This window comes from Corynebacterium sp. HMSC056F09 (genome assembly GCF_001815785.1).
Classification (GTDB): Bacteria; Actinomycetota; Actinomycetes; order Mycobacteriales; family Mycobacteriaceae; genus Corynebacterium; species Corynebacterium hiratae.
Genome location: NZ_KV821970.1, coordinates 1 through 19,978 on the forward strand (window position 1 = coordinate 1; position 19,978 = coordinate 19,978).

Genomic DNA, 19,978 nt, shown 5'->3' on the forward strand with positions numbered 1-19,978 from the left:
ACCAGAACCATCCTCATAACCAGGCTCGAACTTCTCGTTGTCCCCGTTCTGGTTCGGTACCTTCGGGTTGCTGTCTTCCTCATCCGGGATGCCGTCGTTATCGTCATCCTCGTCCTCGGTGTCAGGCTTACCGTCACCATCGGTATCCAGCTTGAACTTTGCCTTCGCATCGTCCTTGCTGCCGTCAGGGTAGGTCACCGTGACAGGAACTTCGAACTCCTCAACGGTGTCCTTGCTCAGCTTGGACTTATCCGGGAAGGTCACCGTGATCTCACCGGTGTTCTCATCGATCTTGACCTCGTAGCCCTCAGGAGCCTTGAAGTCCTCCGGAATCGAGAACTTCGAACCCTCAGGCGTCTCAACCGGCTTCTCGACCTGGTTGCCTTCTTGATCCTCACCAGTCTTGGTGAAGGTCGGAGCGGACTTCGTCTCCTTGCCCGGAACAACCAGCTTCTCCTCGTATGCAGGAGTGAACTCGTCTGCATCCTTGGTTACCAGGACAGACCATGCGGCAACGTCGTTATTACCCGAGACGACAACAACGTTGTATACGTCACCCTTCTTGGCATCCTCTGGGATGTCGAAGGTGCACGCCGCAACCTGGTCCTTAGCGTTCTTGGACTGATCGAGCTCGCAAGTCTTGACAACCTTGCCGGTCTTGTCACGCCATTCGATCTTCGACGGAAGAGGCGACAGGTCGCCACTGAACTCTGGGGTTACGGTAACGCCCGGAGCGGCTGGCTTATCCGTTGCGTTGTAGTCAGCCGTGATCGACACCGGAGCATACGGCATCAGCGCATGGCGGACGTTGTAAAGCGAGTTCACCGGCTTGCCGTAGCGAGGGGTGTTCTGGTCCTTAATCCTCGAGGTGACGGTCTGGTTTTCAGCCGGAGCTGCGTCCGCAGGCTTGAAGTTACCACCCGCGTTGAAAGTCTGGAAGATAGGGGTGTGGAAACCGGTGTAGCCGTTCTGGACCACACCGTCCTTGTTTTCAACCCACACGAACACGTGGTTTGGATTGAGGTAGTCGTCTCGGGTGTGAGACGGATCAGTGTATTCACCGAAACGCAGCGAGTAGTTACCCTCTGGGTCAGTCTTGCCGTAGACCGTCTTAAGGATGTACTCGGGGTGTGCCTCGAGCATCTTCTTCGTCTCTTCGGACAGCTTGTCCGGGTCGCCCTTAAACTTCGCGTGCAGTGCCTTGTTCGCCGCAGCGCCGTCCTTGGTGAGGGTCGAAGCGAACACGGTGTAGCCATCAGCACCCGGGTCCTTAAGTTCCGCCTTCGGGCCAGTTGCAGGGAAGCCCCAGTCCGGGCTGCCACCGGTTTCAAGCCACACCCGGCCAGAGAGGACGTTTGATTCCTCGAGCTGAACAGCCGCCGCGTCAATAGGACCCTTATCGTCCTCAACGAGCTTGTCGCCCTTGGCCGCCATCCAGCTTTCCTTATGGTTCGGCGGAACTTCACGCAGGAACGCAGCCATCAGCTGCATATTGCCGTCAGCCGCGACGAAGGAGCCCATCGGGCCTTCGACAACGCCGTTGAAAGAGCCGGGGGTCCAACCGTTGGCCTGGCGGAACATTTCAACACGGTTACCGCGGTCGTTGGTGAACGGTTCAACCCAGATGCGGTGCTTCTGGTCAGTACGCGCAGCCCAGGTGTGCTCCTTACCCAGCTTGTCGGTCCAGGTGATGCCCTTATCGCCCGTACCGAACGCGAAGGTACCCTGGCCGCCGTTACCGGCGACCAACCCAGGAAGCGTGTGGGTCTTCGCGCTGAAGATCGGCGAGTACGAGCCGTCCTTGTCACGGAACTGCGCGTAGACGGTAATGCCGTCCAGCTTGACGTTGCCGTTGTCGTATGCCGCACCCGGGTTACCGTTCGGGGCGGTCAGATACACGTGACCGGAGATCAGGCCCTTACCAACGCCGTGCGCGTCGGTCAGGTTAGCAGCCTTGGTGACACGGCCGCTGGCGATCATGTCGGCATCGATGCTCTGGCTCCGGTCCGAGGCCGGAGCGGCAGCATCATCGGTTGCGGTCTCTGCGTACGCCACTGGGGAGGCAATCGGGTGGACAAACGGCGCCACAAGTGCGACCGAAAGCGCAGCAGCAGCAGCAATCGTGGTGCCACGACGGCGGGCAGCGCGATTGAAACTCTTCATATTCATGAAGAAACCTTTCATGAGAACATTTAAACAACTGGTCAACAGCCGCCCCCACCTCGGACTTCGCAGCCTCTTAGGAATTCCTGAAGGCAGACTGGACTCAAGCTGAGACCCTACCCCCCCCCCCGCAGCTTCCCGCAAGCGCAATATTTGCTTAGTGTTGACAGTGTTCATGCATGTCATGGCGCTTTTGTCGATAGAAAAATCGTAAATTTGCAGGTCACAGCCCACTCCAATGTTTATGCCGTCCACAGGATTTTTATGTTTGTGATTTTGTCCGCATAGAAAAAATCCCCGTAACCACCCCATTTGAAGGGGGCGGCGACGGGGGTAGTGGGCGCTAGTCCAAACGACTAATCCCGGCGTGTCCTACACGGTGCAGAGGCTAGAAGGTGTAGTCCTCCTCCAGCGGGACGGAAGCGCCGGTGAACTCACCGAAGCCATCGTCGCCATAGATGGAATCACCGTAGGTCGGAATGGAGTACGCAGCATTGCGTGCAGCCTCAGTCGGCTTCACGCTGATGTTGCGGTAGCGGGAAATACCCGTACCAGCCGGAATCAGCTTACCGATGATGACGTTCTCCTTCAGACCAATGAGCTGATCCGAGCGCTTGTTGATGGCGGCGTCGGTAAGCACACGCGTGGTCTCCTGGAAGGACGCAGCAGACAGCCAAGACTCCGTAGCCAGCGAGGCCTTGGTAATACCCATGATCTCACTGCGCAGCTGTGCCGGCTGGCCGCCCTCAGCGACCTGAGCGGCGTTGACCTGCTTGGCCTCAGAAAGGTCAACCAGGGTACCCGGCAGGAACTCGGTGGAACCGGCCTCAATGACCGTACCGCGACGCAGCATCTGACGGATGATGATCTCGATGTGCTTGTCGTGGATGGCCACACCCTGTGCACGGTAGACAGCCTGAACCTCGTCGATGAGGTGCTTCTCCACGCCGCGGCGGCCGAGGACCTCCAGCACGTCGTGTGGGTCAGCCGCACCGCGCATGAGGCGGTCACCGGTGGTGACGTGGTCGCCGTCGCGAAGCGAGCGCTCGATCATTGCGTCCGGGTTGGACTCCATCGGGCGGCGGACCTGAGCCAGGCCCTGACGCTTCGACAGCTTCTCGTAGACCACGTTGTCGGAACCGTCATCCGGGGTGATGGTCAGGGTCCAGAAGTTGCCCTCATCGGACAGGGACACGGTGCCGTCGACGGAAGCGATAGGAGCGCGGTTCTTCGGGTTACGGGCCTCGAAGAGCTCCTGAACACGCGGCAGACCGCCGGTAATATCGCCACCGACACCACCCTGGTGGAAGGTACGCATGGTCAGCTGGGTACCCGGCTCACCAATGGACTGTGCGGCCACGATGCCGACTGCCTCGCCGATATCGACGAGCTTGCCGGAGGCCATGGACTTGCCGTAACACTTGGCGCAGACACCGGCCGGGGTCTGGCAGGTCAGCACGGAGCGGACCTTGATCTCCAAAACGCCAGCGTTGACGATCTTGCGGCTGAGCTCCTCGGTCAGGTCGGCGCCTGCCTCAGCGATGACCTCGCCGTTGGCGTCCTTGACGTCGTTAGCCACGACGCGGCCGGATGCGGAGGTCTCCCACAGCTCGTGCAGGTCGTAGGAACCTTCGGCGATCTCGACGCCGAGCGGGACGCGCACGCCCTGACGGGTGCCACAGTCCTCCTCGCGGACGATGACGTCCTGCGCCACGTCCACCAGACGACGGGTGAGGTAACCGGAGTCAGCGGTACGCAGAGCGGTATCCGCCAGGCCCTTACGGGAGCCGTGCGAGTTGTTGAAGTACTCCAGAACCGACAGGCCCTCGCGGAAGGAGGTCTTAATCGGACGGGTGATGTAGTCACCCTTGGAGTTCACAACCATGCCCTTCATACCGGCCAGGGTCCAGATCTGACGCATGTTACCGGCAGCACCGGACTTCACGATCATCGGAATCGGGTTGTCGTCGGGGTACAGCTCCTCGACGGCGTTACCCACGGTGTCCGTGGCGTCCTTCCACAGCTCAACCAGGCGGTCGTAGCGCTCGCGCTCGGTCAGAGCACCCTGCTCCCAGTACTTGCGCTCGATACGCTCTGCTTCCTTCTCATAAGACTCGAGGACCTCGGTCTTGTTCGGAAGAACCAGAACGTCGTGCATGGTGATGGTCACGCCGGAACGGGTGGCCCAGTAGAAGCCCGCGTCCTTCATCTTGTCCAGAACCTGGGCAACGGTGATCATCGGGTACTTCGCAGCGAGGTCATTAATGACGTCACCCAGCAGCATCTTGTTGCCGGCGCCGCCCTTACGGACCATGACGCCCTCGAGGTACGGGTAGTTCCACGGCAGCAGGTCATTGAACATGATGCGGCCGAGGGTGGTCTCAGCGAGCCATGCCTGGCCCTTCTGCCAACCATCCGGGAACTGCTCTGCCTCAATGTCTGACGGCGGACGCAGGTGGGAGATGCGCACCTTGATCGGGGCCTGCAGGCCCAGAACGCCGCGGTCACGAGCCATGATGGCCTCCGCGTAGGAGGAGTACACGCCCTGGGCCGGTCCGTTTTCGTCTGCGGGAGCGTAAGCTCCCGCGCCACCGATCTCGTCCTCGCCCTTGTCCATGGTGAGGTAGTACAGGCCGGTAACCATATCCAGGCGCGGCATAGCCAGCGGCTTACCGGATGCCGGGGACAGAATGTTGTTGGAGGCCAGCATCAGCACGCGTGCCTCAGCCTGCGCCTCGGCGGACAGCGGCAGGTGGACTGCCATCTGGTCGCCGTCGAAGTCAGCGTTGAAGGCCTCACAAGCCAGCGGGTGCAGCTGGATGGCCTTACCTTCGACCAGCTTCGGCTCGAAGGCCTGGATACCCAGGCGGTGCAGGGTCGGTGCACGGTTCAGCATCACCGGGTGCTCGGAAATGGCCTCTTCGAGGACGTCCCACACCTCAGGGCGCTGACGCTCCACCATGCGCTTAGCGGACTTGATGTTCTGTGCGTAGTCGTTCTCCACCAGGCGCTTCATGACGAAGGGCTTGAACAGCTCCAGAGCCATGAGCTTCGGCAGACCACACTCGTGCAGCTTGAGCTGCGGACCAACGATAATCACGGAACGACCGGAGTAGTCCACGCGCTTACCCAGCAGGTTCTGGCGGAAGCGGCCCTGCTTACCCTTGAGCAAGTCAGACAGGGACTTCAGCGGGCGGTTACCCGGGCCGGTGACCGGACGGCCGCGACGGCCGTTGTCGAAGAGCGCGTCAACGGACTCCTGCAGCATGCGCTTCTCGTTGTTCACGATGATCTCGGGAGCACCGAGGTCGATCATGCGCTTGAGGCGATTGTTGCGGTTGATCACGCGACGGTAGAGGTCGTTGAGGTCGGAGGTCGCGAAGCGGCCACCATCCAGCTGCACCATCGGGCGCAGCTCCGGTGGGATCACCGGGATAGCGTCGAGCACCATGCCGGCCGGGTCGTTGCCCGAGCGCAGGAAGGCTGCAACAACCTTCAGGCGCTTGAGGGCACGCATCTTCTTCTGGCCCTTGCCGTTGTTGATGATCTCCTTGAGCTCCTCGGCCTCAGCCTCGAGGTCGAAGTTACGGATGAGGGTCTGGATAGCCTCAGCACCCATGCCGCCGGTGAAGTAATCCTCGTAGCGGTCAACCAGCTCTTCGTAGATGGTCTCATCGATGATCATCTGCTTCGGAGCCAGCTTGATGAAGGTGTTCCAGATTTCGTCAAGGCGAGCAACCTCGCGCTCACCGCGCTCGCGGATGTGCTGCATTTCCTTATCGGCAGCGTTCTGAACCTTGCGGCGGGCGTCGGCCTTTGCACCGGCGGCCTCCAGCTCGGCCAGATCCTGCTCGAGCTTGGCAGCGCGCTCAGCGATCTCTGCCTCGACGTCATCCTCGACGTCCTTCTTCTCCAGCAGCATTTCTGCTTCCAGAGTGGACTGGTCATTGTGGCGAGCTTCCTCGTCCACGGAGGTGATGATGTTGGCGGCGAAGTAAATGATGCGCTCAAGGTCCTTCGGAGCCAGGTCCAGAAGGTAGCCCAAGCGGGAAGGAACGCCCTTGAAGTACCAAATGTGGGTCACCGGAGCGGCCAGCTCGATGTGGCCCATGCGCTCGCGGCGAACCTTGGACTTGGTCACCTCGACGCCACAGCGCTCACAGATGATGCCCTTGTAGCGCACGCGCTTGTACTTACCGCAGGAACACTCCCAGTCACGGGTCGGGCCGAAGATGCGCTCACAGAAGAGGCCGTCCTTCTCCGGCTTGAGGGTGCGGTAGTTGATGGTTTCGGGTTTCTTGACCTCGCCCTTGGACCAGCGACGGATGTCCTCTGCGGTGGCCAGCCCGATGCGGAGCTCGTCGAAGAGATTTACGTCAAACACGTAATGTCTCCCTTTCATCCCCCGTCAGGGGGAAGTTGATGGCTTTGTATGTAGGTGGTGTTTCGTTATGCCCGCCGCCGCTTGGGGCGGCGGACCAAAAGCTAGGCGATGTCTGCGTCGGAGCGCTCGTCGCGGGACAGGTTAATGCCCAGGGACGGAGCGCCGTCCATGTCGTCTTCGTCGGAGCCAGACAGTTCCATCGGCGTGCCGTCGGTGGAGAGAACTTCCACGTTGAGGCAGAGGGACTGCAGCTCCTTGAGGAGGACCTTGAAGGACTCCGGGATACCCGGATCCGGGATGTTGTCACCCTTGACAATGGCCTCGTAGACCTTGACGCGGCCGACCACGTCATCGGACTTGATGGTCAGAAGCTCCTGCAGGGTGTAGGCAGCGCCGTATGCCTGCATTGCCCACACCTCCATCTCACCGAAGCGCTGGCCACCGAACTGTGCCTTACCACCCAGCGGCTGCTGGGTAATCATGGAGTACGGGCCGGTGGAGCGGGCGTGAATCTTCTCGTCGACGAGGTGGTGCAGCTTGAGCATGTACATGTAGCCGACGGAAACCGGGTACAGGTAGGGCTCGCCGGAGCGGCCGTCGAAGAGGCGGGCCTTGCCGTGCTCATCCACCATGACGTCACCATCGCGGTTCGGCTTGGAGGAAGCCAGCAGGCGAGAGATCTCCTCGTTGGTGGCACCGTCGAAGACCGGGGTTGCGGTGAGCGACTCCGGCGGGACGTCGTACAGCTCTTCCGGCAGGGTCTTGAGCAGCTCGGCGTTGGCCGGATCCTCGGTATCGATCTTCCAACCAGCGTGTGCCAGCCAGCCGAGGTGAACCTCGAGAACCTGGCCGATGTTCATACGACGCGGCACACCGTGGGTGTTAAGGATGATGTCCACCGGGGTGCCATCCTCCATGAACGGCATATCCTCCGGCGGGAGAATCTTGCCCACAACGCCCTTGTTGCCGTGGCGGCCAGCGAGCTTATCGCCGTCCTGGATCTTGCGCTTCTGAGCCACGTAGACGCGGATCATTTCGTTGACGCCCGGGGCCAGATCGTCGTCATCCTCGCGGGAGAAGCGGGAAACGCCGATGACCTTACCGGTCTCACCGTGCGGCACCTTCATGGAGGTATCGCGCACCTCGCGGGCCTTCTCACCGAAGATGGCGCGCAGCAGGCGCTCCTCCGGGGTCAGCTCGGTCTCACCCTTCGGGGTGACCTTACCGACCAGGATGTCGCCCGCGCGGACGTCAGCACCGATGCGGACGATGCCGCGCTCGTCGAGGTCACGCAGAACGTCATCGGAGACGTTCGGGATCTCGCGGGTGATCTCCTCCGGGCCCAGCTTGGTATCGCGAGCATCAATCTCGTGCTCCTCGATGTGGATCGAGGTGAGGATGTCCTCCTCCACGATGCGCTGGTTGAGGATGATGGCGTCCTCGTAGTTGTGGCCTTCCCACGGCATGAAGGCAACCAGCAGGTTGCGGCCGAGGGACATCTCACCGTTGTGGGTACCGGGGCCGTCGGCAAGCACCTGGCCTGCCTCCACGCGCTCACCCAGGGACACCAGCGGGGTCTGGTTGTAGTTGGTGTTCTGGTTGGTGCGCTCGAACTTGCGCAGCATGTAGGTATCGCGCTGGCCTTCGTCATCCATGATGGTGATGAGGTCCGCGGTGACGTTCTCCACCACGCCCGCCTTCGGGGTGATGATGAGGTCACCGGCGTCATAAGCTGCGCGCTGCTCCATACCGGTGCCCACGTACGGGGCCTCGGAGCGAACCAGCGGCACGGCCTGGCGCTGCATGTTCGCGCCCATGAGCGCACGGTTAGCATCGTCGTGCTCGAGGAACGGAATCATGGCGGTAGCCACGGAAACCATCTGGCGCGGGGAAACGTCGACGTAGTCAACGCCGGCGGCGTCGGTCACGCCGATATCGCCGTCCTTGAGGCGGACTTCGATGCGGTCGCCGGTCAGGGTGCCGTCGGCATCCTTCTCAACCTCTGCCTGCGCGATAGCGAAGCGATCCTCTTCATCGGCGGTGAGGTACTCCACCTGGTCGGTGACCTTGCCGTCCACAACCTTGCGGTACGGGGTCTCGATGAAGCCGAAAGCGTTGACGCGGGCGTAGGAAGCCAGCGAACCGATCAGGCCAATGTTCGGGCCTTCCGGAGTCTCAATCGGGCACATGCGGCCGTAGTGCGAGGCGTGAACGTCTCGCACCTCGATGCCGGCGCGCTCACGGGACAGACCGCCCGGGCCCAGCGCGGACAGACGGCGCTTGTGGGTCAGGCCGGACAGGGAGTTGTTCTGATCCATGAACTGCGAGAGCTGGGAGGTACCGAAGAACTCGCGGATGGCAGCAGAAACCGGGCGAACGTTGATCAGAGAGGTCGGGGTAATCGACTCTGCGTCCTGGGTGGTCATGCGCTCGCGGACGACGCGCTCCATGCGGGACAGGCCCACGCGGACCTGGTTCTGGATGAGCTCGCCGACGGTGCGCAGACGACGGTTACCAAAGTGGTCGATGTCGTCGGTGTGGATGGAGATCATCTCACCGTTCGGGGCCTTCATCTCACGCTCACCGGCGTGCAGGCGCACGAGGTACTCGAGGGTGACGGCAATGTCTTCCTCGGTCAGGGTCATCAGACCGTCGTGGTCTCCACCCAGGCCGAGCTTGCGGTTGACCTTGTAGCGGCCCACCTTGGCCAGGTCGTAGCGCTTCGCGCGGAAGAAGGAGTTATCCAGCAGTGCCTGCGCGAGGTCACGCGTGGGCTGCTCGCCCGGGCGCTGCTTGCGGTAGATCTCCAGCAGAGCCTCATCGGTGTTGGCCACGCCATCGGACTCGAGGGTGGACATCATGAGCTCGGAGAAACCGAAGCGCTCCTTGATCTGCTCCTCGGTCCAACCCAGGGCCTTAAGAAGCACGGTGACCGGCTGGCGGCGCTTACGGTCGATGCGCACGCCGACGGTGTCGCGCTTGTCGACGTCAAACTCGAGCCACGCACCGCGGGAAGGAATGACCTTCACGGAGTGCAGCGGGCGCTCGGTGGACTTGTCGATGGTCTGGTCGAAGTACACACCCGGGGAACGCACGAGCTGCGAAACGATAACACGCTCGGTGCCGTTGACGATGAAGGTGCCCTTCTCGGTCATCATCGGGAAATCGCCAATGAAGACGGTCTGGGACTTAATCTCCTGGGTGTCGTTGTTGATGAATTCTGCGGTGACGTACAGTGGCGCCGAGTAGTTGATGTCCTTCTCTTTGCACTCGTCCACGGTGTTCTTCACCGGCTCGAAGCGAGGCTCCGACAGGGACAGGGACATGTTGCCCGAGTAGTCCTGGATCGGAGAAAGCTCCTCGAGGATATCCTCAAGGCCGCTCGTCACGCGTGCGTCTTCGCCGCGCTCTGCCTGCTCGCGCTCGCGCCACTCGGGGGTGCCGATGAGCCACGCGTAAGAATCGAGTTGTAGATCGAGGAGGCCCGGGACGGCGATAGGCTCGCTGATTTTAGCGAAGGAGTATCGCTTCGGGGCTCCAGGGATGTTGGCCACTGACTTGGTCTGGCGGGAGACTGCCAAGATGGGTCCTTCCAGTACCTCTGGCGGATTGCCTCCCCACCCTGGCCGGTGAGGTGCAAAACCGCTGGTAGATTTAGCATTCGGTCTGCTGTGGAATGACTGGGTTTAGAATGCACAAAATCACCTTGTCAAGTCGGTTTTACCATCACCGCTCGAAAGGCTAAATGTGCACTAAAGATCCAGATTCCAGCGCAACGAAATAGCCTATAGCATAATGGCAGCCTTGTAAAGGCGAAACGCGCCACCGGCGTGTCGCTACGTAGATCCGCACGCGCGGGCCCCTAGCACGCGCAGCTAGCGGGAGTGGCGGCTAGTGGGACGTCGGAAAGCGCCCAGCGCCCCGAGCAGCACCAGAAGCGCGCCGATTCCGACGCCGCCCCAGCGTACCCACTGCCCCACAGCACTCCGCGGGAAGCGCTCGGCCTGCTGGAGCAACTCCGCGCGGGATTCCTCAGAAGTCGCACCATTGAAGGCGAACTGCACCTCACGCTCGTTGCCCTCGCGGTCGGCCCAGTAGTCCTTGATATCGACGTCCATGCCCACGACGAGTCCGGTGGCCTGGTCCACAAAGAGGTCCCGGGTTGCGGCGTGGAAGAGGTAGCCCTGTTCGGTGGAGCCATCCTCGTTGCTCAGCGTGGTCGTCGTACTGCCGGCATAGAGGGTGGCCACGTTGGTGGGCTCAATCTCCTGGCGGTAGCGATAGACCGTGCGGCCGTCGATGTCGAGGGATTCCTCGAAGACGGCGTCGGCCGCCTTGCGCAGGACCGGATCGAAGACCGGGTAGGTGGTCTGCTCGGCATCGGCGGGCAGCTTCAGCCAGTAGCCCTCAACGGGCACCTCCGCCGTGGGCGAGCCCATGGTGTGGGAGAGCGCCGCCGGGCCCGTAGCCTCACCGCTGAGGCGATCGACGGGATAATTCCACACGCGCGCAAAGCTCAAGTCTTCCACGTTGCCCGTGCCGCCGCGGATGGCGGACTCCCCTACTCGCAGCGTTGCGGTGTCCTTGTCCGCTGGATCCTGGATGTCCAGGTTGACCTGATACGTCATCGGCCCCTCGTACTGCGTAACGCCCTCTGCGGATAGCTCCTGCGCGGTAGCGTTCTCATCCTGCATCGTCCACGTGGTGTCCTCGATATCCAACGGCAGACGCGGGCTAAAGCTCAAGAAGCTCGACGCCGTCAGGCCGGCCGCGATCAGCGCAACGCCGAGGCCGAGCAGGAGGACGGAGAAGATGCGGGACTTGGGCAGCATGGTGGCTTATCCTACCGATTCGTTTGCTCAAAACACATTTCCCCGGAGGGTGCGTTTCAGATTCACGTGGCGTTGACGGGGGGCTACCGGAGCGTTTAATAGTCTAAGGATAAGTGCCCCACATCACACTTGAGATCGGATCGGCAGATTGCAGGAACCAATGAAGAATGACCCCCAAAGCAAGAACAGAGACTTCCGCCTCTACCTATGGTCAGACCTCGTGGCTCAGATAGCTGGGGTGGGAGCCGGGCTTGCTATTCCAGTGGTCACTCTACGTTTGAGCGATAGTCTTACCCTTGCCGGCCTGTATGGAACCATCACTGGAATTGCGGCACTGGCAGGCGGCATCATCGGCGGCTCTCTTGCGGATATGTGGCGCCGCAAGCCACTCATCATTGTGACCAACGCGCTGGCTGGGATACTCAACCTCGCGTTAGCGGGCCTCATTCTATCCGGAAGCTTCTCCCCCATCGTCTTCGGTGCGCTACTCGGGAGCATGATGCTCTTTTACCGAATAGGCCAAGCTTGCTCCGACCCTTGCCTGCCCCAGCTCGTTGAAGAAGAACAGCTCGCCGCCAAACAAGGGCTCATCCAAGCACGTCTGCAATTTGCGGGACTCATCGGCCCCACTGTGGGCGGCGCACTTCTAGAAGTCAATGTGGCTCTGCCCTTCGTGTTTGTCGGTCTGGCAAATTTCCTCACCATCGTCTTCTTCCTCTTCATCAGGGCTAACCTAGACCCCGCAAAGAAGGCAGAGAACAAGCTCCTACGCACAACCAAGGAAGGCTTAGCCATCGTGGCTCGCTCGCCCCTACTTCGCGGGCTCATTGCCATGCAAACACTGTCGAACTGTGCAATTAACGGCTCACTGTTCATGGCCGTCCTCATACTGGAGGAGGGGAACAACCCTGGATGGGTAACGGGACTAGCCCGCACGTCCATCGGCCTCATCGGGATTGTGGGTGCTTTGTCGACGGGTTGGATGCAAAAGAAGTTTTCCTTCGCAGCCCTTCAGGTAGGCACATGTGCCTGGGTTGCTGCATCAATCGCATGTGGTGCCCTGCTCAGCCCCAGCCTGTTGATGATCATCCCGCTAGGACTGTCCGTTCTTACAGCCCCAGCCGCCGGCGCGGTAACCTATGCCGCACTCCACAGGCTTATGGCCGAAGAAACATTTGGCCGAGTCACCAATATCCAAATGAGCACCGTCGTTTCACTCTCTAGTGTGTGGTCGACCCCTCTGGCCGCAATATCTCATCGCTGGACCTTGACCACTGGTTTGTGGGCAAATGCGCTCGCCGGGCTCCTCGCAATCGGGCCCGCCCTCATCTTTGTGCGCAGAGCCGATCGCGCCCTTGCGCAAGCAGACGCGAAGGAGAAAGAGGACTCCCCTAGCCACTCATAAGCGTAAGTCAACTGTTTCTATGAGTGAGAGTCGGCTTCTTCTTTGTGATTCCACGGAACGATAGCGCTGACATCCGTGATCTGGCGAGCTTTCCACAGATCGTATTCCTCTTGGAGTCCGAGCCAGAACTCCGCGGAGTTCCCAAAGTAGGCCGACAAACGCAAAGCCATATCGGCACTGATACCGAGCGTACCGCGGGTAATTTTGGAGACTTGAGAGCGGGTAGTGCCAATGTCGTTGGCCAGGCGATACTGGGTAATACCACAGGGTTTGAGGAATTCTAGGAGAAGGATTTCTCCAGGATGCGGAACAGGAACAACATCAACATGAGTATGCGCGTCAGTGGTAGTCGATAAAGTCAACGTCAACAGCTCCTTCGGGTGTCCACTTGAATATGATGCGCCACTGCGAGTTGACGCGAATTGAGTAGTAGCCCTCTAGGTCACCCTTGAGCCGCTCCAACCGGTTTGCTGGTGGAATCCGAAGGTCCGTGACATTTACAGACCGCCCAATCATAAGTAACTTGCGGCGCACTACCGAACGCAATTCCGATGGAATATATCGCGGCGGCACACCATCCTGATGGAACCGCTCGAGACTTCTACGCCGAAATTGCACACCCCAATAGTGTCTCTTTTTGACCCTAGTGTCAAGACCTGACACGAAATGTTTAGAATCCGCTGGGCCATCGGGGTCCCGACAAAACGGGAACAACCCCGCACCGCGCAAAAAGCGGAACGGGGTTGTTGGAGCGCAGCGAGTGTACTGCGCAGGAAAGCTTTAGTAATTCAGGTGAATTACTTGAGCTCGACGGAAGCGCCAGCCTCTTCGAGCTTAGCCTTAGCAGCGTCAGCGTCGTCCTTGGAAGCACCCTCGAGGATAGCCTTCGGAGCACCCTCAACGAGCTCCTTAGCTTCCTTCAGGCCCAGGCCGGAGACGATCTCGCGGACAGCCTTAATAACGCCGATCTTCTTAGCGCCAGCGTCGGTCAGAACGACGTCGAACTCGGTCTTCTCTTCCTCGGCGGCACCGCCGGCAGCCGGGGCACCAGCAGCAACAGCAGCAACCGGAGCAGCGGCCTCAACGTCGAAGACCTCCTCGAACTCCTTGACGAACTCGGAGAGCTCGATGAGGGTCATTTCCTTGAAAGCTTCAATGAGCTCGTCCTTGGTGAGCTTAGCCATGATTGGCATCCTTTCTCATTGTTCCTAGCCGCACTAGGCAGCCAGATAAGTGTGTGTGTTTAAGTTGTGCGCCTGTAAGTGGCGTCTTAAGCTTCCGCAGCCTTCTTGTCCTGCAGGGCCGCAGCGGTGCGGACCATCTTGGTTGCAGGAGCGTTGAATACGGCGGCAGCCTTTGCCATAGAACCCTTCATGGCGCCAGCCAGCTTTGCGAGGGTGGTCTCGCGGTTGTCCAGCTTGGCGATGGCCTCAACCTGGTCGGCAGACAGAGCGTTGCCGTCCATGTAGCCACCCTTGATAACGAGTGCCTTGTTGTCATCAGCGAACTTGGTGATGACCTTCGCAGCATCCACTGCCTCGCCCTTGATGAACGCAATAGCGGTCGGGCCAGTCAGGTGCTCGTCAAGACCCTCGATGCCAGCTTCGTTGGCAGCGATCTTGAAAAGGGTGTTCTTGGCGACGGAGTACTCAACGTCAAAGCCGAGGTTGTTACGCAGCTCCTGGAGCTGACCCACGGTCAGGCCACGGTACTCGGTAAGCACGATGGAGTTTGCACCCTCGAGCTTCTCCTTCAGTGCCGCCAGGTCTGCGGTGTTCTTCGGGTTTGCCATTTTCTACTTCGCCTCCTTTCGAAACATCTCTTGTGTTTTCCGCCGGGGCCTTTCCCACCTCGGTTGTCGTTAACGACAACCGAAATAACAAAAGCCCCGTGCAAGAGCACAGGGCGCGCGCGGTAATCCGCGCTCATTCGCAAAGTGTCTCCTGCGTGGGCCGCCCTCTAGGATGAGGAACCTTCGATCCGGATATCCGGATGACCGACGGTCTTCGGTGAACTTTGACTCGGCCTCAGCGGGCCGTTCAAACTTCGCTAGGTACTTTACAACCCGACCTGCCACAACTCCAAATCGCTCTCTGAGAGCCATCTACTCGGGTTCCTGTATGAGCGTTGTCAGCCTCTGAGCACCCCACGCGGAACGATGACGGGGGCGTCGCTTCGCGGGTCATCCCAGATCTCGACGTCGATGCCATAGGCAGCCGCCAGCACTTCTTTCTTCAACGCCTGTTGAGGAGTTCCCTGCGCGATGACCTCGCCGTTGTTCATGACCACCATGGTGTCGGAGTACTGGCCGGCCAGCATGAGATCGTGCAACACGACGACGACCGTTTTCCCGGCATCGGCCTGTTTGCGCACGAGCTCTAAAACGCTGATGGCATGGGCTGGATCGAGGAAGGTTGTGGGTTCGTCGAGTAGCAGCACCGGCGTGTCCTGCGCCAAGGCCAGCGCTAGCCAGACCCGCTGGCGCTGGCCGCCCGAGAGCGCCGCGATGTCACGGTCGATGAAGTCAGTAATACCAGTCTCCACGCAGGCCTGTGCGATGATGTCGCGGTCCTTCGCGGACAGGCCCCGACTACGGCCCAGGTGCGGGTAGCGCCCGCGCGCGACGAGCTCGCCCACCCGCAGCCCATCCGGTGCCATCGGCTGCTGCGGAAGAAGCGCCACGTGGGCAGCTGCTTCTTTCGGGCTCATAGCGTGCACGTCCAGCTCGCCGATGCGCACGCTCCCCTGCCGCGGGCGAAGAACCTTAGACAAGGTCTTCAGCAACGTGGACTTGCCGCAACCATTCGGTCCAATGAGCGTGGTGACCTCCCCCGGGCGGGCCACCAAGTCAACACTCGACAGGATGTCTTCCCCATCCTTATAGCCAGCATGAATACCAGTGGCCGTAATTTCTCTGTCTTTCACTCGCTTTTATCCTCTCCGCCGTGCGGCATTCCACACCAAGATGACCAGGGCGCACCCTCCGATGATGGAGGAGACTGCACCCACCGGAGCGTCCATCGGCAACGCTCCAGCAATGACAGCGCACGCGCTCAACAAGGCAGCGCCTGCAGCACAGGAGACCAGTGGCACAGGCGTGGGCGTCCGGGCAACAATGCGCCCCACATGCGGGGCCAGAAGCGCGATGAAACCAATGGGACCGGCCACGGATACGGTCACCGCGCAGATGCCCGTAGCTGCCACCAGCAGCAGCGCCCGTGTTCGCGTGATGTTGACCCCGAGGGAAAGGGCCGAGAGATCATCATGCGCAAGGAGCGGCAGCTCCCGAGCACACCACAGGCCAAGCACCACAAAAGGAGTCAACCCCACGAGCAAAGGAAGAATGACCTCCATCCGCACGAAACCCGTGGTGCCCGCCAGCCACAGCTGCGATTGCGCCGCGCGGAGGAGCTCAGCTGCGCGCAAGAGATACGCCACCAGCGCTTGAAACAGCAGGGAGAGCGCGATTCCGACGATGACGATGCGGTTGCTCGTACCGATTCCCCCAAGTGCCACCAGCAGGATGGCCGCTAGCACCGCACCCAACAGCGCGAGTCCGGCCCGCCACCAGAACATGGAGAGCCCGTCGGCAAGCAGCGGCCGGGAGACTACCGTTCCGAGGACCACCATGACGGACGCGCCACCAGTCACGCCAAGAATGTCGGGCGAGGCCAGCGGATTGCGCGACATTGATTGCGTCCACGACCCCGCCAGTCCGAGCGCGGCACCCACGATGAGGGTCGCTAGCGCTACCGGCATGCGCAGATCCCAGACAACACGGATTTCGCTTCGGCTTCCGCCGCCGTTGAGGATCTCCAGGACCCGCCCCGGGCTCAAGTCCACGGGTCCTTGACCCAGCAGGAGGACATAGGAGCTTGCTGCGACCAGAACAAAGAAGCAGGTCGCTGCCCATATCCATGTCCGGCGCTGCCGCTCTTGGGAACGCAGATGCTTGGCGACGTCCCCCTTCACCCGCCCATTCATAGCTTGTGCTCCCCACGGTGTACGGCCCAAATGAGAAATGGTGCGCCAACAAAGGCCAAGACGATGGACATCTCCAGCTCAGAGGGGCCCGCGATGAGGCGGCCCAGAATATCTGCAGCGAGTACGGAGCAACCACCGAGCAATGCGGCAGGAGCAATCATCGCGGTAACTTCTGGCCCCGTGAACCGACGCAGCAGATGGGGGATGGCGAATCCGACAAAGGCAATGGGCCCCGTCGCCGCGGTAGCGCATCCCGCTAGGACAACGATGCTCAAGGCAGCACCGCGCCGCGCCAGCGTGGGAGAACCACCTAGAGCAACCGAGGATTCCTCCCCCATTGCCAGAAGATCGAGCGGGCGCGCGACACGTGCGGCGATGATAAACCCGATGAACAATCCGGCACCCCCGATGGCGACGTCTTCTGGGCCGCGCCCAAACGTGGAGCCAATGGTCCACCGGCGCATGCTGTCGAGGACATCCGTGGAGTACAGGCCGATCAACATGGCGCTAGAGCTCAAGGCAGCAGCAACACCTGCGCCGACCAAGACCAGCGTCAGGGGATCCTGAAACCTGCGGGACACACCCAGCACTAATGCTGTGGCCAGGCCGGCGCCTACGAGGGCGAGCGCTGTCCGCATCCCGGTTGAGGTGGCGACACCTAGCGCCGTCCCGAGGGCAACCAGGAACGAAGCTCCCGCGGTGATACCGATGAAGCCCGGATCCGCCAAGGGGTTTCTAGTCCAGGACTGGGCGATTACACCCGATACCGCGATTGCTGCTCCCGCGAAGTAGGCCACGAACGTGCGGGGGATACGCAAATCCCACACGATGTTCTCGATATCTGCTTCGCCTCCGCGGAGGAGGGCAGACACCAGATCCGGCAACGGAATAGCCCTCGAGCCAACCGCCAATGAGCACAGCAAAAGGAGGAAGGTCGACACAACCAGGGCCGTGGTGAGCAGTGCGCGGCTTCTCCCCCGCGAATCCAGTGCGTCTGCCTTGCCACGGCGTTGCGGGTACGCAACGCCGTGGATAGCGTCAGCCTTCCTCGGTAGTGCGAGCACTTAGAGCTGCTCTTCGAACTTGTTGACGGCCCACGGGATCGTCAGCGGGTTCGGCACGCTCATCGCATTGCCGGTGTCCGTGTCGAGGTAGCGGACGCGTCCATCCTTGACCACGTCCAGGCCTTGGAATGTGGAATCCTTCTTGAGTTCATCGACCGCACCGTTGTAATCCAAGACGAACAGATAGTCCACATTGTTGAGCTGGGAGTAGTTTTCCGGGGCATAGTCCACGAAGAAGCTGGAACCATCACCCTGCAGTTCCTTGGGGATCTCAAAGCCGAGGTCTTCGATGAACTGGCCACGGCCGTCTTCTGCCGTGTAGAGGCCCAGCTTCCCGTCATAGGGCATGAGGATGGCTGCGCGCTTGCCCTGCAGCTCCGGGTGGGAGTCCTTGAACTGCTCAAAGGCGCCCTCTGCTTGGTCAATGAGCTTCTCCCCCTCCTCTTCCTTATCCAAGGCAGAGGCGATGGTCTTGACTTGCTCATCCCAGGGGATCTGCCAGTCCTCGAAACCTTCGGGCTTCACGGTCAGCGGGGCGATATCCTCGAGGGATTTCTTCGCCTCCTGATCCACTGCCTGGTTCACGGCGATGATCTGTGTGGGGTCCGAGGCAGTGACCTGCTCTAGAACCTCGGCCGTGAAACCGGAGGCGGTGTTATAGATCACCTCGGGCTGGGCATCTCCCAAAAGCTCCTTCGCCCATGGGCCAACTCCGGAGGGATCACCATCCCCTTTCGCACCCCAGGGGGCCACAGCAACCGGAGTGATTCCGAGTGCCAGCACGGTATCGGCATCACCGAGCCCCAGGCTGGCAACGCGCACCTCCTCAGCACTGTCCGCACCCGCGCTGTCCTCGCCACTTCCGCGGGAGCACCCCGCTAAAGCAATCGCTGCCGCTGAGACAATAGCGAGCACGGTTTTCGCGCGCCGGTGGATAGCAACCATGGAATAAACCTTTCCTTCAACGGGAACGAGCATGCAAGCATTCGCACCCCTAAATTATTTGAGGCTAGCCTAACCTGTGCGTTATGATGGTTTCAAATTTGGCCTCTACCTAGGATCAATTCCCTTGACGCATCACCGCTTATTGCCCGTCACCCTCACCGGGAACCCCCGCCTCAAGCCGCGGCTGCACCGTTTAACTTTTCACTCGCCGGCTTTTAGTGACTACCCCTTAGCCGGGCCTGACGAGTATTTTGGGCTCCTCATGCCCCAAGACGAGCAGGATTTTTCGCCCTTCCCGGTCGACGATGTCAATGTTCGCGCCGCCGTCACCCGATTGCCCGACGACATTCGCCCAGCATTGCGCTGGTACACAATTCGCAAGCTCAACCAAGAAGCGTGCACCATCGATGTCGACGTGGTGACCCATGGCGATAATGGCCCGGGCTCACGCTGGATCCTCAATGCCCAACCCGGGGATACCGCCGGAATATATACCGGGCAAGCACTGTGGCAGGCCCCTAGGAAGTCACAACTGTTACTCGCAGATGCCTCTGCCCTACCGGCGCTGTGGCACATCCTCGAGCACTACGAAGCCTTCTCACCGGAAACCTTGGGTGCAGTCGACGTCGTTGCCATGATCACAGACGACGCTGAAGTTGAAGACGGCTTGGAGGAGACGTGGCGCGGCAAGGTCCGCTCACTCACCATGGTCCTGGCTCCACACGACGAACACTGCACACGCGCCAGACAACTTCTCGGCTCCCGTTTCACCGCGGATACAGCGCCGGATTCGGTGTGGGTATCCGGCGAAGGGGACCTGGCCAAAGCAGTGCGCTCGATAGCCGTGCATGACTGGGGTGTGCCGCGCGAAGACGTCATCTGGTCCGTGTACTGGATGAAGGGCAAGCCGCGGCCTTAAAGCGGACTTCGCACGCATCTAATCCTTTTAACCGGCAGCGGATAGCCGGTGAATAACTCGGTGCGCTGCCACATGGTTCCCATCAGAAGGTTTCCGTCAGGAGGTTTCAGTCAGAAGGTTCACCTGCCCCCAAACGAACCTTCTTCGCTCCTCCATATGGTTTGTTTGCCCCCAAGAAAACCTTTTGACTAGAACCATCTACATCCAGCGTCCGCGTTTGCCCTAGGCCTGATGCATCTCCGCTTAAGTCCACGGCTTAAGGGACATTTCGTGTGGATAAAC

14 protein-coding genes are annotated in these 19,978 nt (G+C 60.6%); 2 read left to right on the forward strand and 12 right to left on the reverse strand.

What is annotated here, in order from left to right; genetic code table 11:
* The 4 genes from HMPREF3056_RS11705 to HMPREF3056_RS11720 form a co-directional block, all read right to left on the reverse strand.
* A partial coding sequence (locus tag HMPREF3056_RS11705) for a YPDG domain-containing protein (RefSeq protein WP_210401799.1) occupies positions 1-2,169 on the reverse strand: 2,169 nt, incomplete at its 3' end.
* Positions 2,170-2,551: 382 nt separating this feature from the next.
* Positions 2,552-6,547: a DNA-directed RNA polymerase subunit beta' gene (locus tag HMPREF3056_RS11710; protein ID WP_070754922.1), complete on the reverse strand. Its 3,996-nt coding sequence runs from the start codon at positions 6,545-6,547 to the stop codon at positions 2,552-2,554.
* A 101-nt stretch (positions 6,548-6,648) separates the two neighbouring features.
* The gene (locus HMPREF3056_RS11715; protein ID WP_046647757.1) at positions 6,649-10,128 is read right to left on the reverse strand and encodes a DNA-directed RNA polymerase subunit beta; all 3,480 of its coding nucleotides are present in this window, start codon (positions 10,126-10,128) and stop codon (positions 6,649-6,651) included.
* A 294-nt stretch (positions 10,129-10,422) separates the two neighbouring features.
* Positions 10,423-11,379 (reverse strand): cell envelope lipid trafficking protein PgfA, encoded by a 957-nt coding sequence (locus HMPREF3056_RS11720; RefSeq protein WP_070754923.1) that lies wholly within the window; start codon positions 11,377-11,379, stop codon positions 10,423-10,425.
* A 160-nt stretch (positions 11,380-11,539) separates the two neighbouring features.
* Between HMPREF3056_RS11720 and HMPREF3056_RS11725 the strand changes: the two genes are divergently transcribed.
* On the forward strand, positions 11,540-12,784 hold the full coding sequence (locus HMPREF3056_RS11725; RefSeq protein WP_070701486.1) for an MFS transporter: 1,245 nt from the start codon (positions 11,540-11,542) through the stop codon (positions 12,782-12,784).
* A gap of 17 nt (positions 12,785-12,801) precedes the next feature.
* On the opposite strand, the gene HMPREF3056_RS11730 is transcribed toward HMPREF3056_RS11725, so the two are convergent.
* The 8 genes from HMPREF3056_RS11730 to HMPREF3056_RS11760 form a co-directional block, all read right to left on the reverse strand.
* The gene (locus HMPREF3056_RS11730; RefSeq protein ID WP_230308966.1) at positions 12,802-13,146 is read right to left on the reverse strand and encodes a HigA family addiction module antitoxin; all 345 of its coding nucleotides are present in this window, start codon (positions 13,144-13,146) and stop codon (positions 12,802-12,804) included.
* A complete protein-coding gene (locus HMPREF3056_RS13220; RefSeq protein WP_328287805.1) occupies positions 13,124-13,447 on the reverse strand; it encodes a type II toxin-antitoxin system RelE/ParE family toxin in 324 nt (107 codons plus the stop codon). The genes HMPREF3056_RS11730 and HMPREF3056_RS13220 overlap by 23 nt, the downstream gene beginning before the upstream one ends.
* Before the next feature lie 134 nt (positions 13,448-13,581).
* Entirely contained in the window at positions 13,582-13,968 is a 387-nt protein-coding gene (gene rplL, locus HMPREF3056_RS11735; protein ID WP_046647762.1) for a 50S ribosomal protein L7/L12, read from the reverse strand.
* A gap of 86 nt (positions 13,969-14,054) precedes the next feature.
* Complete coding sequence (gene rplJ, locus HMPREF3056_RS11740) at positions 14,055-14,576, reverse strand: 50S ribosomal protein L10 (RefSeq protein WP_010189711.1); 522 nt, start codon at positions 14,574-14,576, stop codon at positions 14,055-14,057.
* Between the two features lie 338 nt (positions 14,577-14,914).
* Positions 14,915-15,709 carry an ABC transporter ATP-binding protein gene (locus tag HMPREF3056_RS11745; protein ID WP_070754924.1) on the reverse strand — a complete coding sequence of 265 codons (795 nt, stop codon included), beginning with the start codon at positions 15,707-15,709 and terminating at the stop codon, positions 14,915-14,917.
* Between the two features lie 6 nt (positions 15,710-15,715).
* Entirely contained in the window at positions 15,716-16,768 is a 1,053-nt protein-coding gene (locus tag HMPREF3056_RS11750) for a FecCD family ABC transporter permease (protein ID WP_049154832.1), read from the reverse strand.
* Positions 16,765-17,832 carry a FecCD family ABC transporter permease gene (locus HMPREF3056_RS11755; protein WP_080975070.1) on the reverse strand — a complete coding sequence of 356 codons (1,068 nt, stop codon included), beginning with the start codon at positions 17,830-17,832 and terminating at the stop codon, positions 16,765-16,767. The genes HMPREF3056_RS11750 and HMPREF3056_RS11755 overlap by 4 nt, the downstream gene beginning before the upstream one ends.
* Positions 17,833-18,777 (reverse strand): ABC transporter substrate-binding protein, encoded by a 945-nt coding sequence (locus HMPREF3056_RS11760; protein WP_046647765.1) that lies wholly within the window; start codon positions 18,775-18,777, stop codon positions 17,833-17,835. It abuts the gene before it with no gap.
* A gap of 76 nt (positions 18,778-18,853) precedes the next feature.
* Between HMPREF3056_RS11760 and HMPREF3056_RS11765 the strand changes: the two genes are divergently transcribed.
* Complete coding sequence (locus HMPREF3056_RS11765; RefSeq protein WP_246822524.1) at positions 18,854-19,696, forward strand: siderophore-interacting protein; 843 nt, start codon at positions 18,854-18,856, stop codon at positions 19,694-19,696.
* Positions 19,697-19,978 lie beyond the last annotated feature (282 nt).

What these genes read in the sequence shown, in the direction of transcription:
- rplJ (WP_010189711.1), bottom strand. Translation starts at nt 14,576, where the DNA reads ATGGCAAACCCGAAGAACACCGCAGACCTGGCGGCACTGAAGGAGAAG.
- HMPREF3056_RS11760 (WP_046647765.1), bottom strand. Translation starts at nt 18,777, where the DNA reads ATGGTTGCTATCCACCGGCGCGCGAAAACCGTGCTCGCTATTGTCTCA.
- HMPREF3056_RS11725 (WP_070701486.1), top strand. Translation starts at nt 11,540, where the DNA reads ATGAAGAATGACCCCCAAAGCAAGAACAGAGACTTCCGCCTCTACCTA.
- rplL (WP_046647762.1), bottom strand. Translation starts at nt 13,968, where the DNA reads ATGGCTAAGCTCACCAAGGACGAGCTCATTGAAGCTTTCAAGGAAATG.
- HMPREF3056_RS11720 (WP_070754923.1), bottom strand. Translation starts at nt 11,379, where the DNA reads ATGCTGCCCAAGTCCCGCATCTTCTCCGTCCTCCTGCTCGGCCTCGGC.
- HMPREF3056_RS11750 (WP_049154832.1), bottom strand. Translation starts at nt 16,768, where the DNA reads ATGAATGGGCGGGTGAAGGGGGACGTCGCCAAGCATCTGCGTTCCCAA.